Here is a 13,811-nt window from a genome sequence, read left to right as displayed (position 1 = left end):
ACTGACGCGATCACTCGACCGGTACAAAGCTGGTGGCACCACGCTGGCGCCACCAGTTCAGCGGCTTGACCACCAGCAGGCGGTAGATCGCGCGCACCATCACCAGGGCCAGCAGAGCCTCGACAAAAGTCATCACGAAGGCCACGAAGGCATTCCAGCGCTCGGCACGACGGCCGAACTTGGCGAACATGCGGTCCTTGGCGATCTCGATGCTGTCGTAGAAGCTGGGCACCACCAGCAAGGTCAACAGGGTCGAGGTGATGGTGCCGCCGATGATGGCCACGGCCATGGGGCGGTAGAACTCACCGCCGTCGCCCACGCCGATGGCCACCGGCAGCATGCCGGCGATCAGGGCGAAGGTGGTCATCAGGATGGGGCGCAGGCGCTTGCGGCCCGCATGCATCAGGGCCTCTTCGCGGTCCATGCCCTCGGCCTCCTCCTGGCGCGCAGCATCCAGCAGCAGGATGGCGTTCTTGGCCACCAGGCCCATGAGCATGATGATGCCGATGAAGCTCATCAGGTTCAGCGTGCCGTTCGTGAGCAGCAGGGCCACCACCACGCCGATCAGCGACAGAGGCAGGGACAGCATCACGCCCAGCGGTGCTGTGAAGGAGCCCATCTGCATCACGAGGATCAGGTACATCAGGCCCACACCGCTGATCAAGGCGATGAACATGGCACCGAAGACCTCGTTCTGCGTCTCGGAATCACCGCCCAGCTCCAGGCCGAAGCCCGGCGGGAAGTCGATGGCCTTGGCGATCTTCAGCGCGTCACTCGTCACCTCACCCGGCGAACGGTCGTGGGCATTGGCCGACACCGTGATCGTGCGCTTGCCGTTGGCATGCTCGATCTGGGCCGGGCCGCGGCCCATGCGGATGCTGGCGATCTGCTCCAGCGGCACCATGCGGTTGGTACCGGTGACGGCCACGGGCAGGCGCTCGATGTTGCTGAGGTCCACGCGGTCCTGCGGATGCAGGCGCACGGCCACGTCGCGGGTCTCGCCCGTGGGGTCGACCCAGTCGCCCACCTCGACGCCGGCGAAGGCCACGCGCAAGGCCTGCGCGGCGTCGCCCACCGAGATGCCCAGCGAGTTGGCCAGGCCGCGGTTGAGCTCGATCTGCAGCTCGTCCTGCGGGGCCTGCTCCGACAGGCCAACGTCTACCGCGCCCTTCACCTCGCGCAGCTTGGCGATGAAGTCGTTGCTGATGTCCAGCAGACGACGCGCATCCGTGCCGTAGAACTGGATCTGCACCGGCTTCTGGCCGCCGTTGTTGAGGTTGGACTGCACCGTGTACTCGGCACCGACCAGGCGCGAGATCTTGGCGCGCAGGTCGACGGCGATCTCCTCGGCGGAGCGCTTGCGGCTCTTGGCCTTGCCCAGGTCCACATAGATGGTGCCGCCACTCACCGTGACACGGCTGTTGGTGGCCACGGTCTCGGGAATGCTGCGGGCCAGGCTGGCTGCGGCCTCCAGCTTGAGCTTGGCGTACTCCAGGTTGCTGCTGGCCGGTGTGCGCACATTGACCATGAGCATGCCGGCGTCCGACGAGGGCAGGAAGGTCGTGCCCAGGAACTTGCCCGCCAGCACGATGGCGATGACCAGGCTGCCCACCGCAAAGGCGGCCATCCAGCGGCGGTGATGCAGCGCCCAGGCGATGACCTGGCCGTAGCGGTCGGACTGGTGGTCGAACCACTGGTTGAAGCGCTCGAGCACACGGCCGATGCCACGGCGCGGCGCGTCATGGGCATGGGGCGGGTCACCCCAATAGGCCGAGAGCATGGGATCCAGCGTGAAGGAGATCAGCAGGCTCACCAGCACCGAGGCAACCACGGTCAGGCCGAAAGGACGGAACCACTCGCCGGACACGCCAGGCATGAAGCCCACCGGGATGAACACCGCCACGATGGAGAAGGTGGTGGCGGCCACGGCCAGCCCGATCTCGGCCGTGCCGTTCAGGGCTGCGGTGCGGCGGTCGGCGCCGCGTTCCATGTGGCGCACGATGTTCTCGCGCACCACGATGGCGTCGTCAATCAGCACGCCGATGGCCAGCGAGAGGCCCAGCAGGCTCATGAAGTTCAGCGTGAAACCGCACAGCCACACGGCGATGAAGGCCGCGATCACCGAGGTGGGCAGGCTCAGCGCGGTGATCAGGGTCGATCGCCAGGAATTCAGGAAGACGTAGACCACCGCAATCGTCAGGCCCGCGCCGAAGACCAGGGCGTGGATGACGTTGTTGAGGTTCTCCTGCGACTCCTTGCCCTCATCGCGCGTGACCTCCAGCGTGGTGCCCTTGGGCAGGGTCGGGGCGATCTGGTCGACCAGCTTGCGCACCTCCTTGGCCACGGTCACGGTGGAGGAATCCCGCGAACGCGTCACGGCAATGCCCACATTGGGATGGCCATTGCGCACGCTGAAGCTGCTCAGTTCGGCAAAGCCGTCCTCGATCTGCGCCAACTGCCCGAGGCGGATGGATTCCTCGCCATTGCGCTTGACCACGACCTGCTGGAAGTCCGCCGGGCGCTCGATGCGGCCCTGCAGACGGATGCTCTGGTCCTCCATGGCGCCGCGCACCTTGCCCACCGGCACCGAGATGTTCTGCGCACGCAGGGCGGCGACGACGTCGGTCACCGAGACATTGAACTCGCGCAGCTTCTCCGCGCGCAGCAGCACGCTCAGCTCGCGGTGCAGGGCGCCGTTGACGTTGACGGTGGCCACACCGTTGATGGCGCGGAACTTGTCGGCGAGTTGGTCTTCGGCGATGTGGCTGATCTCGGCGTGGCTCTGCGTGGTGGAAGACAGCGAGACCTGCATCACCGGCTGCGCCGAGACGTCGAAACGCTGCAGCACCGGCTCGCGCATCTCGACCGGCAGCTTGTAGCGCACGGTGGCGATGGCGTTGCGCACGTCATCTGCGGCCTCGATCAGGTTCTTGCTGAAGTTGAAGATCAGCTGGAACTCGGCGGCGCCTTCACGAGAGGTCGAGTAGACCTTGCGCACGCCGGAGAGGCCTTGCAGCGACTTCTCGATGCGGTTGACCACCTCGCGCTCCACCGTGTCCGGCGAGGCGCCCGGGTAGGCGATGCTCAGGAAGAGCATGGGCTCCTGCACGTCCGGGATGGAGTTGACGCGCAGCTTGTTCAGCGCCATCAGGCCCAGGGCCATCAGGGAGATGATCACGACGATGGTCGCGATCGGCTTCTTGATGCTGAAGTTGGAAAGAAACATGGATCAGCCTCCCGCCACGCCCGACGAGGCCGATGAGGCCGGCGCCCTGGCGAACTCGGCAGCCTGGCCTTCCTTGAGTGTGGTGCCGGGCTTGCGCAGGACCTTGTCGCCCTTGCTGAGGCCGGCCAGCACGGCGATCTGGCCCGTGCGCGTGTCGCGGTCGCCCAGCTTGAGCGCCACCTTGCTGAGCTTGCCGTCCTTGATGCGCCAGGCATGGGCCTGGTCGCCTGCGCGCACGATGGAGGCTTCCTCGAGCATCAATGCCTCGGAGGACCGGGCTTCGACATTACCCTCGGCATAGAGGCCAGCCGCCTGGGGCTTGTCGCCCTCGCCCAGGTCAACCAGCACCTCGACTTGGCGGGTCGTGGCGTTGGCAGCGACGTCGATGCGTTTGATCCGGCCCTGGAACTGGGTGTTGCCATAGCCGTTCACCCGGAAGTGCACGCCCTGCCCCACCTTCAGCTCCGCCAGCTTGTCAGCGGACACCAGCCCTTCGAAGCGCAGGCTGCGCGGATCAATCACCTTGACCAGCTCCTTGCCCAGCTGTGCTGTGTCACCGGGCGAGACCTTGCGGTCGCTGACCACGCCGTCGAAGGGTGCGCGGACCTCGGTGCGCTGCAGCTGCTGTCGGGCTGTGACCACGCGGGCCTTGGCGGCGACAAGATCGCTCTGAGCGTTGTTGCGCCGCATTTCGGCGTCCTCCAGTCCCTGCATGGAGGTCATGCCCTGGGACTGCAGGGTCTTCTGGCGCTGGAGCTGGCGCTCGGCCTGCTCGAAGCTCTGGGCAGAGGCGCGGGCCGCTTCCTCGGCGGAGGTGAGGCTGTCGCGGATGGCGGTGTCGTCCAGGCGCACCAGCAGGTCGCCCTTGCGCACGGACTCGCCGTTGTCCTTCAAGACCTGCAGCACAACGGCCGAGACCTCGGCGCGCAGGTCGGCGCGCCGCTCGGGCTGAATGGAGCCGGTGATCACCGGCCCCGAGGCCTGCTCACTGAGGCTCAGGTCGCGCACATCCTCCTTGGCAAGCAGGAGAGGCGCCGCGGCGGCGCCCTGGGCAGTCGTGTCGGCCTGGGAACCCTTGCCACAGGCACTGAGCACGGCAGCTGAGAGGACCAGCAGGGCCAGGCCATGGCCGGACAGGAAAATGCGTTGCTTCTTGTTCATGATGGCTTGCGGGAAATCAATCGCCGGAGCATAGGTCCGGTCCGGGGTACATCCGCAGGTCATGGTGCATGAAGTAGGGACAAGCCGTCGTGACATTGCGACGAACGGCAGGCCAGGCCCCCTGTGCGGCGTGCCGCGGGGGTGAACCGGGCGTGAATGGCGTGAAAGGCGCAAAGGGCGCCGGCAGCGACGAGCTCAGTGCAGTTCGCCGTCCGAGCCCTGAGGCAGCAGCAAGGGCAGCAGCTCGATGCCCTCTTCCATCAGCGCCTGAACTTCCTCTGGCCGGCTGCGTCCGCGGATCGCACGCTCCTCGGCATCACCGTAGTGCATGCGCCGGGCCTCTTCGGCAAAACGCTCGCCCACGTCCTCGCTCCTGCGGGCCACCTCGCGGGACACGGCCAGCCACAAGGTCTGCAGGGCTTCGCGGCTGTCGAGCTGGGGCTGGCTTGCGGCAGCGCTCTCTGGCGGGTAGACGTTCTCAGGGGGGAGCGCTGCCGGGGTTTCGGCAGCCCGCAGGTGGGACACATTGAGCCGAGGCGCCGAAGGCCGGCGCTCGACCCGTGATGACCCGCACATCGGACAAGTCAGCAGCCCCCGCGCCTGCTGATCGCTGCAGTCGTCAGAGGAGGCGAACCAGCCTTCGAAGGCATGGCCGGATTCGCAGGCCAGGTTGAGCACCAGCATGGGTCCAGGGCCGCCAGTTCAGGCTGGAGCCGCTTGCCAGTCCAGGGCCCAGGCCCCCTGACGCCAGCGCTGCAGCCACAGCAAGCCGATAAGCGTCTTGGCATCGGTGACCATCCCGCTGCGGCAGGCCTCGTCCAGGGCCGCGGTCGTCATGCTGAGACACTCGACGAACTCGCCAGCATCCAACTGTGCTGGGCCTGCTTCAAGCTGGCGGGCGAAGAAGATGTGGATGCCTTCGTCCGAGTAGGCGATGGCGTTGTGCAGCACACCTGCATAGGCCCACTGAGCCGCTCGGTAGCCGGTTTCCTCACGCAGCTCGCGGATGGCACAGGCCAAAGGGCTTTCCTGCGGATCCAGCTTTCCCGCTGGGAACTCCAGCATCACACGACCCATGGGATAGCGGTACTGGCGCTCCAGCAGCAGGTGCTCGTCGTCCAGCAGCGGAACGACCATCACCGCGCCGGGGTGGCGGATGTACTCACGAACGGCCTCACGGCCATCGGGCAGGCGTACGGTGTCGCGCTGCACTTTCAGGAAGCTGCCTTGGTAGACCTCACGCGCCTCCACGCAGCTTTCCCGCAGGCTGGCATCCGGGTCGAGGGCCGACGCCGACGCCTGCGCTTTGATGTCGCCGTCAGCCTTGTTCACGATGCCGCTTCAGATAGCGCCAGACAAAGCCCGGGAAGGCCAGCGTGAGGAAGAGGCAGGCCGCCGCGGCATAGAACTCCCAGCCCTGCGGCTGACGCTGCCCGACACGTGCCTCCAGCCCCATGCCCACGGCCAGGGTCAGCAAGGCCAGCAGCAGCAGCTCCAGAAGGCGCCACCAGCCCGACTTCATCGGATCAGGGCGCCCCACGAGCAGGATTCGCTGGCTCAGGAAGGGTGCGTTGGCCGCCAGGGCGGCAACCAACAGCACCAGCCAGGCGGCAGCAGACTGGTTCACGAGCGAACGGTCCCGCGATATCAGTTGGCCAGGGTCTTGACGGCCACGGCGCACAGGGTCAGCAGACCGTCAGGCATCAGACCGAAGACCAGCACCGCCACACCGTTGAGCGACATGACCAGGCGAGCATCCGTGGGGGCGCTGAGGGCACCGCGCTCGGAGGGCTCGTCGAAGAACATGACCTTGATGACGCGCAGGTAGTAGAAGGCACCGATCAGCGACAGCAGCACGGCACCGATGGCCAGCTTGATGTACAGCGGGTCATTGGTGGCGATCATGGCCTGCAGCACGGCCAGCTTGGCATAGAAGCCGGCGGTCGGCGGGATGCCGGCCAGCGAGAACATGAAGATGGTCATCACCAGCGCATACCAGGGGCTGCGCTTGGCCAGTCCGGCGAAGTCGGTGATCTGCTCGGCTTCGTGACCCTGGCGAGCCATCAGCATGATCAGGCCGAAGGTGCCCAGCGTGGTCAACACATAGGTGATCACGTAGAACAGCGCCGAGCTGTAGGCGTTGGCGGCCGACAGCGTGTTGCCATTGACCACGCCCGAGGCCAGGCCCAGCAGCATGAAGCCCATCTGTGCGATGGTCGAGTAGGCCAGCATGCGCTTGAGGTTGGTCTGGGCGATGGCGGCCAGGTTGCCGATCACCAGCGAGCAGACCGCCAGCACCAACAGCATCTGCTGCCAGTCCACGGCCAGGCTCAGCATGCCGTCCACCAGCAGGCGGATGGCGATGCCGAAGGCGGCCAGCTTGGGCGCGCCGCCGATCAGCAGCGTAGCTGCCGTCGGGGCGCCCTGGTAGACGTCAGGCACCCACATGTGGAAGGGAGCGGCCCCAAGCTTGAAGGCCAGGCCGGCCACGATGAAGACCACACCGAAGACCAGCACGGAGGGGTTGGGAGCACCGCTGCTCACCACCTGCAGCACGGTCGGGATGGTCAGCGAGCCGGTAGCGCCGTACATCATGGACATGCCGTACAGCAGGAAGCCGCTGGCCAATGCGCCCAGGACGAAGTACTTCATCGCAGCTTCCGTCGAGACCGCATGGTCACGACGCAGGGCTACCAGCGCATACAGCGACAGGCTCATCAGCTCCAGGCCGAGGTAGATGACCAGGAAGTTGTTGGCCGAGACCATGATGCACACGCCCAGGTAGGACAGCAGGCTCAGCGTGAACAACTCGCCCTTGAGCATCTCGCGCGGCGCCGCATAGGGGCGCGCATAGACCAGGGTGATCATCACCGCGATGCCGGCCACGGCCGACAGCAGGTGGCTCAGCGGGTCCACCACCACCATGCCTTGCATGGCGAAGACCTCGGCACCGCCGTAGAAGGCGTTGAAGTGCAGCAGAGACACCAGGGCCAGCGTCAGCTGGGTCAGCCAGTAGGTGGGCGCGCGGCGCTCGTCCTTGACGAAGAGATCCACCAGGGCCACCACGCAGGACAGGCCCAGCAGCAGGATCTCCGGGGTCACCGCATTCCAGTTCATGTCATTCATTTTTCAGCGGCCCTCTTTATTGCAGCTTGGACATGGCCACATGCTTCAGCAACTCGGTGACCGAGGCATGCATCACGTCGGTGAAGGGCTTGGGATAGACACCCATCCACAGCACCGCCACGGCCAGCACGGCCAGCATCAGGAACTCACGGCCATTGATGTCGGTGAGGCCACGCACGTTGTCGTTGGTGACGGCACCGAAGTAGACGCGCTTGTACATCCACAGCGTGTAGGCCGCGCCGAACACCAGGGCGGTGGCGGCGATGGCGCCCAGCCAGAAGCTGTACTTCACAGTGCCCAGGATGACCATCCACTCGCCCACGAAGCCGCCGGTGGCCGGCAGACCGCAGTTGGCCATAGCGAACAGCAGCGCGAAGGCCGCGAACTTGGGCATGGTGTTGACCACGCCGCCGTAGGCCGAGATCTCACGCGAATGCACGCGGTCGTAGAGCACGCCGATCGAGAGGAACATGGCACCCGACACGAAGCCGTGCGAAATCATCTGCACCAGGGCACCCGAGACGCCCAACTCGTTGAAGATGAAGAAGCCCAGGGTCACGAAGCCCATGTGGGCGATGGACGAGTAGGCCACCAGCTTCTTCATGTCCTTCTGGACCAGGGCCACCAGGCCGATGTAGACCACGGCGATCAGCGACAGCGCGATGATGAACCAGGCGTACTCACGCGCAGCATCCGGCGCGATGGGCATGGAGAAGCGCAGGAAGCCGTAGGCACCCAGCTTCAGCATGATGGCGGCCAGCACCACGGAACCGCCGGTAGGCGCTTCCACGTGGGCATCCGGCAGCCAGGTGTGCACTGGCCACATCGGCACCTTCACCGAGAAGGCGGCGAAGAAGGCGAAGAACAGCAGGGTCTGCGCATCCAGCGGCAGCGGCAGCTTGTGCCAGGTCTGGATGTCGAAGCTGCCACCGCTCTTCAGGTACAGGTACAGCAGCGCGATCAGCATCAGCAGCGAGCCGGCCAGCGTGTACAGGAAGAACTTGAAGGCGGCATACACGCGACGCGGGCCGCCCCAGACGCCGATGATGATGTACATCGGGATCAGGGTCGCCTCGAAGAACACGTAAAACAGCATGCCGTCCAGGGCCGAGAACACGCCGACCATCAGGCCGGAGAGCACCAGGAAGGCGCCCATGTACTGGTTGACGCGGCTCTCGATCACCTCCCAGGCCGCCAGCACCACGATGATGGTGATGAATGCCGTGAGGGGCACGAACCACATGGAGATGCCATCCACACCGAGGTGGTAGTGGATGTTGAAGCGCTCGATCCAGTAGAAGTTCTCCACGAACTGCATGGCAGCCGTGTCGACCTTGAAGCCGGTAATGAGCGGGAGGGTGACGGCAAAGCTCGCGATGGCGGCCACCAGGGCCAGCCAGCGCACCGTCTTGGCCTGGTCGTCGCGACCCAGGGCCAGCAGGATGAGACCGCTGACGATGGGCAGCCAGATGGAAAGACTCAGCAACATTCTTTTTCTCCGTCTCCGTGCTCAGAGACCGGTCAGGGCCTTGAACTGCGGCGCGATGAAGGGCCACAGCTTCCAGGTCATCAGGCCGATGACACCCAGGATCATCACCAGGGCGTACCAGTACAGGTGACCCGTCTGGACGCGACGGACCAGGCCGGCAATGCCGCCCACGGTCTTGGCCGAGCCGTTGATGATCACGCCGTCGATCAGACCGGCATCCCCGCCCTTCCACAGGCCCACGCCGATGGCGCGCGCTGCGGCAGCAAGGATGTTCTCGTTGATCCAGTCCATGTAGTACTTGTTCTCGAGCACCTTGATCAGCGGCGCCGCCACGCGGGCGATCGTCGCGGGGATCTGCGGAGCGACCATGTAGAACACGTAGGCGGTCACCACGCCTCCCAGGGCCAGCCAGAACGGCAGCGTCGTCACCCCGTGCGTGGCCATGGCCACCGCGCCGTGGAACTCTTGCTTCAGCTCACCCAGGGCGTGATGCACGTCGTGGTTGATGAAGATGGCGTCCTTGAAGAAGTCGCCGAAGAGCATGGGCTCGATGGTGTAGAAGCCGATCAGCACCGAGGGGATGGCCAGCAGCACCAGCGGGGCCGTCACCACCCAGGGGGACTCGTGCGGCTCATGGTGCTCGCCGTGGTCGTCATGGTGGTCGTGCTCACCCGGGAAGGGCTTGTGGTGGAAGTTTTCCTTGCCGTGGAAGACCAGGAAGTACATCCGGAAGCTGTAGAAGGCCGTCACGAAGACGCCGATGATCACGGCGGCATAGGCGAAGTGCGCGGCCGGCAGGTGGCTGGCGTGCACGGCCTCGATGATGGAGTCCTTCGAGTAGAAGCCCGAGAAGAACGGCGTGCCGATCAGGGCCAGCGAGCCCAGCAGCGAGGTGATCCAGGTGATGGGCATGTACTTGCGCAGGCCGCCCATGTTGCGGATGTCCTGGTCATGGTGCATGCCGATGATCACGGAGCCGGCGCCGAGGAACAGCAGGGCCTTGAAGAAGGCGTGCGTCATCAGGTGGAACACGGCGACCGAGTAGGCCGAGGCGCCCAGCGCGACCGTCATGTAGCCCAGCTGCGAGAGCGTGGAGTAGGCCACGACACGCTTGATGTCGTTCTGGATGATGCCCAGGAAGCCCATGAACAGGGCGGTGATGGCACCGATCACCAGAATGAAGTTCAGCGCGGTGTCGGAGAGCTCGAACAGCGGGCTCATGCGCGAGACCATGAAGATGCCGGCCGTCACCATGGTGGCGGCGTGGATCAGCGCGGAGATGGGGGTCGGGCCTTCCATCGAGTCCGGCAGCCACACATGCAGCGGGAACTGCGCCGACTTGCCCATCGCACCGATGAACAGGCAGATGCAGGCCACGGTCAGCATCATCCAGTCGCTGCCCCACAGCGGGGCCGGGAACTTGATCTGCGCCAGCTCGTTGGCCTTGGCGAAGGTCTCGGTGTAGTTCAGCGAGCCGCCGTAGGCCACCAGCAGGCCAATGCCCAGGATGAAGCCGAAGTCACCGACCCGGTTCACCAGGAAGGCCTTCATGTTGGCGAAGATGGCCGTCGGCTTGGTGTACCAGAAGCCGATCAGCAGATAGGACACCAGGCCCACCGCCTCCCAGCCGAAGAACAGCTGCAGCATGTTGTTACTCATGACGAGCATCAGCATGGAGAAGGTGAACAGCGAGATGTAAGAGAAGAAGCGCTGGTAGCCGGGGTCCTCTTCCATGTAGCCGATGGTGTAGATGTGCACCATCAGCGACACGAAGGTCACCACGACCATCATCATGGCCGTCAGGCCGTCGACCAGGAAGCCGACTTCCATCTTGAGACCGCCCAGCACCATCCATTCGTAGATGGTCTGGTTGAAGCGCGCGCCGTCCAGCACGCTGAACAGCGTCATCACCGAGATCGCCAGAGCGATGGCCACCCCGAGGATGGTGATGGTGTGCGCGCCCTTGCGGCCCACTTGCTTGCCGAACAGGCCGGCCACCACGGCACCGACCAGGGGGGCCATGGGCACCGCCAGCAGCATGTTCTGAGAGAGTTGTGCAGACATCTTGTTATCCCGTGCCTTGTGTCCGATCAGCCTTGCAGGGCGTCGAGTTCTTCCACATTGATGCTGGCGCGGTTGCGGAACAGCACGACGAGGATGGCCAGGCCGATGGCGGACTCGGCGGCCGCGACGGTCAGGATGAAGAACACGAAGACCTGGCCGGCCATGTCACCCAGGTAGTGGGAGAAGGCCACGAAGTTCAGGTTGACCGCCAGAAGCATCAGCTCGATGGCCATCAGCAGCACGATCAGGTTCTTGCGATTCAGGAAGATGCCGATCACCGACAGCGCGAACAGAATTGCGCCCAGTGTCAGGAAATGGCCCAGAGTCAGCGCTGCCATCATGCGGCTCCCTTGTTGTCGGCCGCAGCAGGGGCGGCAGTTCCGGCGGATGGGGCTTCGACCGTGGCCTGCACCTTCACGATGCGCAGGCGGTCGGCCTTCTGGACCTTCACCTGTTCGGATGGATCCTGCGAGCGGCTGTCCTTGCGACGGCGCAGCGTCAACGCAATGGCTGCAATGATGGCCACCAGCAGCAGCACGGCCGCGATCTGCAGCGGGTACAGATAGTTGGTGTAGATCTGGATGCCCAGCATCTTGGTGTTGCCCAGCTTCGCGGCTTCAGCGCTCAGCTCCGGCGCCGCACGCAGATTGAAGCCCGGCATCAGCACGGCCGCCATTTCCAGGGCGATCAGCGCGCCCACCAGCAAGGCCAGCGGCATGTGCTTCCAGAAGCCCTGGCGGACCTGGTCGGAGTTGATGTCCAGCATCATCACGACGAACAGGAACAGCACCATCACGGCGCCGATGTAGACCAGCACCAGCGTGATCGCCAGGAACTCGGCCTTCAACAGCATCCAGATGCAGGAGGCGTTGAAGAAGGCCAGGATCAGGAAGAGCGCCGAATGCACGGTGCTCCTGGCCGTGATCACACGGAAGGCAGAACCCAGCAGCACGGCTGAGAAGAGGTAGAACAGTGCGGTGGTGATGTCCATGGTGTTCTCACAAATTCGTTGACCCGAGGTAGTGCCGTTCTGGCCGTCCGCCGGGCCGCCCCAAGGACGGCCGCGTGGCGGAGGTCGATGGCTGAAGGCCGTCGGCCTTCGGCGTCCCCTCGGGGGACCGCCCAGGGCGTACCCGCCCTGGGCGAGGGGTCAGGTCAACGGAATTTTGCGTCGGCCTCCTTGTTGGCTGCGATCTGCTTCTCGTAACGGTCACCCACAGCCAGCAGCATGTCCTTGGTGAAGTACAGGTCGCCGCGCTTCTCGCCGTGGTATTCGAAGATGTCCGTCTCGACGATGGAGTCCACCGGGCAGCTTTCCTCGCAGAAGCCGCAGAAGATGCACTTGGTCAGGTCGATGTCGTAGCGCGTGGTGCGGCGGCTGCCGTCTTCACGCACATCGGACTCGATGGTGATGGCCATCGCCGGGCACACGGCCTCGCAGAGCTTGCAGGCGATGCAGCGCTCTTCACCGTTCTCGTAGCGGCGCAACGCGTGCAGGCCGCGGAAGCGGGGCGACAGCGGGGTCTTCTCTTCCGGGAACTGGACGGTGATGTTGCGCGAGAGGAAATGTCGGCCGGTCAGGGCCATGCCCTTGAACAGCTCGGTGAGCATGAAGCTCTTGATGAAGTGTTTGACCATGGCGGCTTACTTCCAGATGTTCAGCGGCGACTGGATCCACAGGCCGACGACGACCAGCCAGATCAAGGTCACGGGAATGAAGATCTTCCAGCCCAGACGCATGATCTGGTCATAGCGGAAGCGCGGGAAGGTGGCGCGCACCCACAGGAACATCGTGACGACAAAGAAGGTCTTGCCGAACAGCCAGGCCCAGTTCCAGAAGGCCATGGTGTTCTGGATGAACTGCGGCGTCTCCATGCCCAGCAGGCTGAAGGAGATCGGTGCGCTCCAGCCACCCAGGAACATGACGACGGCCAGGGCCGAGACCAGGATCATGTTGGCGTACTCGGCCAGGAAGAACATCGCGAAGGACATGCCCGAGTACTCGATCATGTGGCCGGCCACGATTTCCGATTCGCCTTCCACCACGTCGAAGGGGTGGCGGTTGGTTTCGGCCAGGCCGGAGATGAAGTACACGACAAAGATGGGCAGCAGCGGCAGCCAGTTCCAGGACAGGAAGTTGACGCCCATGGAGGCGAAGGTGCCCTTCTCCTGCGAGGTGACGATGTCCGTCATGTTCATGCTGCCGGTGACCATCAGCACCACCACGAGGGCGAAGCCCATGGCGATTTCATAGGACACCATCTGCGCCGAAGCCCGCAGCGCGCCCAGGAAGGCGTACTTCGAGTTCGAGGCCCAGCCCGCGATGATCACGCCGTAGACCTCCAGCGAGGTGATGGCCATCAGGAACAGCAGGCCGGCGTTCACGTTCGCCACGGCAGCGTCGGGGCCGAAAGGCACCACGGCCCAGGCAGCCAGGGCCGGCATGATGGTCATGATGGGGCCGAGGAAGAACAGCCCGCGGTTGGCGGCGCTGGGGAGGATGATCTCCTTGAAGATCAGCTTCACCGCGTCGGCGATGGGGGTCAGCAGGCCGTAGGGGCCCACGCGGTTGGGGCCCGGACGGATCTGGGACCAGCCGATGGCCTTGCGTTCCCACAGGGTCAGGTAGGCCACGCAGAGCATCAGCGGCGCAACGACCGCGATGATCTTGAGCAGGCTCCAGACCACAGGCCAGAGTGCGCCCAGCAGGGAGGCGCCGGATTGGTAGAGGCTTTCGATCATCGC

General features: G+C 64.8%; 12 protein-coding genes. All 12 read right to left on the bottom strand.

Annotated features, from left to right (window positions below):
- Nucleotides 1-10 precede the first annotated feature (10 nt).
- The 12 genes from ACS5PK_RS09400 to nuoH all read right to left on the bottom strand — a co-directional run bounded on the left by ACS5PK_RS09400 (nt 11) and on the right by nuoH (nt 13,808).
- Complete coding sequence (locus tag ACS5PK_RS09400; RefSeq protein WP_439439965.1) at nt 11-3,226, bottom strand: efflux RND transporter permease subunit; 3,216 nt, start codon at nt 3,224-3,226, stop codon at nt 11-13.
- Nucleotides 3,227-3,229: 3 nt separating this feature from the next.
- The gene (locus ACS5PK_RS09395; protein WP_439439964.1) at nt 3,230-4,387 is read right to left on the bottom strand and encodes an efflux RND transporter periplasmic adaptor subunit; all 1,158 of its coding nucleotides are present in this window, start codon (nt 4,385-4,387) and stop codon (nt 3,230-3,232) included.
- A 195-nt stretch (nt 4,388-4,582) separates the two neighbouring features.
- The gene (locus ACS5PK_RS09390; protein WP_439439963.1) at nt 4,583-5,071 is read right to left on the bottom strand and encodes a DUF1178 family protein; all 489 of its coding nucleotides are present in this window, start codon (nt 5,069-5,071) and stop codon (nt 4,583-4,585) included.
- A gap of 18 nt (nt 5,072-5,089) precedes the next feature.
- Nucleotides 5,090-5,719 carry an NUDIX domain-containing protein gene (locus tag ACS5PK_RS09385; protein WP_439439962.1) on the bottom strand — a complete coding sequence of 210 codons (630 nt, stop codon included), beginning with the start codon at nt 5,717-5,719 and terminating at the stop codon, nt 5,090-5,092.
- The gene (locus tag ACS5PK_RS09380) at nt 5,706-6,014 is read right to left on the bottom strand and encodes a DUF2818 family protein (RefSeq protein ID WP_439439961.1); all 309 of its coding nucleotides are present in this window, start codon (nt 6,012-6,014) and stop codon (nt 5,706-5,708) included. Before ACS5PK_RS09380 ends, ACS5PK_RS09385 begins: the two co-directional genes overlap by 14 nt.
- A gap of 20 nt (nt 6,015-6,034) precedes the next feature.
- On the bottom strand, nt 6,035-7,513 hold the full coding sequence (gene nuoN / locus ACS5PK_RS09375; protein WP_439439960.1) for an NADH-quinone oxidoreductase subunit NuoN: 1,479 nt from the start codon (nt 7,511-7,513) through the stop codon (nt 6,035-6,037).
- Between the two features lie 16 nt (nt 7,514-7,529).
- Nucleotides 7,530-9,002 (bottom strand): NADH-quinone oxidoreductase subunit M, encoded by a 1,473-nt coding sequence (locus tag ACS5PK_RS09370; protein ID WP_439439959.1) that lies wholly within the window; start codon nt 9,000-9,002, stop codon nt 7,530-7,532.
- Nucleotides 9,003-9,023: 21 nt separating this feature from the next.
- A complete protein-coding gene (gene nuoL / locus ACS5PK_RS09365; protein ID WP_439439958.1) occupies nt 9,024-11,066 on the bottom strand; it encodes an NADH-quinone oxidoreductase subunit L in 2,043 nt (680 codons plus the stop codon).
- Between the two features lie 26 nt (nt 11,067-11,092).
- Nucleotides 11,093-11,404 carry an NADH-quinone oxidoreductase subunit NuoK gene (gene nuoK, locus ACS5PK_RS09360; protein WP_183104610.1) on the bottom strand — a complete coding sequence of 104 codons (312 nt, stop codon included), beginning with the start codon at nt 11,402-11,404 and terminating at the stop codon, nt 11,093-11,095.
- Entirely contained in the window at nt 11,404-12,057 is a 654-nt protein-coding gene (locus tag ACS5PK_RS09355) for an NADH-quinone oxidoreductase subunit J (protein ID WP_439439957.1), read from the bottom strand. Before ACS5PK_RS09355 ends, nuoK begins: the two co-directional genes overlap by 1 nt.
- Before the next feature lie 164 nt (nt 12,058-12,221).
- The gene (gene nuoI / locus ACS5PK_RS09350; protein WP_269633019.1) at nt 12,222-12,704 is read right to left on the bottom strand and encodes an NADH-quinone oxidoreductase subunit NuoI; all 483 of its coding nucleotides are present in this window, start codon (nt 12,702-12,704) and stop codon (nt 12,222-12,224) included.
- Between the two features lie 6 nt (nt 12,705-12,710).
- The gene (gene nuoH / locus ACS5PK_RS09345; RefSeq protein ID WP_439439956.1) at nt 12,711-13,808 is read right to left on the bottom strand and encodes an NADH-quinone oxidoreductase subunit NuoH; all 1,098 of its coding nucleotides are present in this window, start codon (nt 13,806-13,808) and stop codon (nt 12,711-12,713) included.
- Nucleotides 13,809-13,811: the final 3 nt, after the last annotated feature.

The sequence above is a fragment of the Roseateles sp. DB2 genome (genome assembly GCF_051857535.1).
Taxonomy (GTDB): Bacteria; Pseudomonadota; Gammaproteobacteria; order Burkholderiales; family Burkholderiaceae_C; genus Roseateles_B.
Note: the sequence above shows the minus strand (reverse complement) of the source record. Positions and strands in the feature narration are given on the sequence as shown.

Bases quoted from the DNA above. Each gene is read 5' to 3' on its own strand.
- nuoI (WP_269633019.1), bottom strand. From the start codon at position 12,704: ATGGTCAAACACTTCATCAAGAGCTTCATGCTCACCGAGCTGTTCAAG.
- ACS5PK_RS09390 (WP_439439963.1), bottom strand. From the start codon at position 5,071: ATGCTGGTGCTCAACCTGGCCTGCGAATCCGGCCATGCCTTCGAAGGC.
- nuoH (WP_439439956.1), bottom strand. From the start codon at position 13,808: ATGATCGAAAGCCTCTACCAATCCGGCGCCTCCCTGCTGGGCGCACTC.
- ACS5PK_RS09395 (WP_439439964.1), bottom strand. From the start codon at position 4,387: ATGAACAAGAAGCAACGCATTTTCCTGTCCGGCCATGGCCTGGCCCTG.
- nuoK (WP_183104610.1), bottom strand. From the start codon at position 11,404: ATGGCAGCGCTGACTCTGGGCCATTTCCTGACACTGGGCGCAATTCTG.
- ACS5PK_RS09400 (WP_439439965.1), bottom strand. From the start codon at position 3,226: ATGTTTCTTTCCAACTTCAGCATCAAGAAGCCGATCGCGACCATCGTC.
- ACS5PK_RS09355 (WP_439439957.1), bottom strand. From the start codon at position 12,057: ATGGACATCACCACCGCACTGTTCTACCTCTTCTCAGCCGTGCTGCTG.
- nuoL (WP_439439958.1), bottom strand. From the start codon at position 11,066: ATGTCTGCACAACTCTCTCAGAACATGCTGCTGGCGGTGCCCATGGCC.
- nuoN (WP_439439960.1), bottom strand. From the start codon at position 7,513: ATGAATGACATGAACTGGAATGCGGTGACCCCGGAGATCCTGCTGCTG.
- ACS5PK_RS09370 (WP_439439959.1), bottom strand. From the start codon at position 9,002: ATGTTGCTGAGTCTTTCCATCTGGCTGCCCATCGTCAGCGGTCTCATC.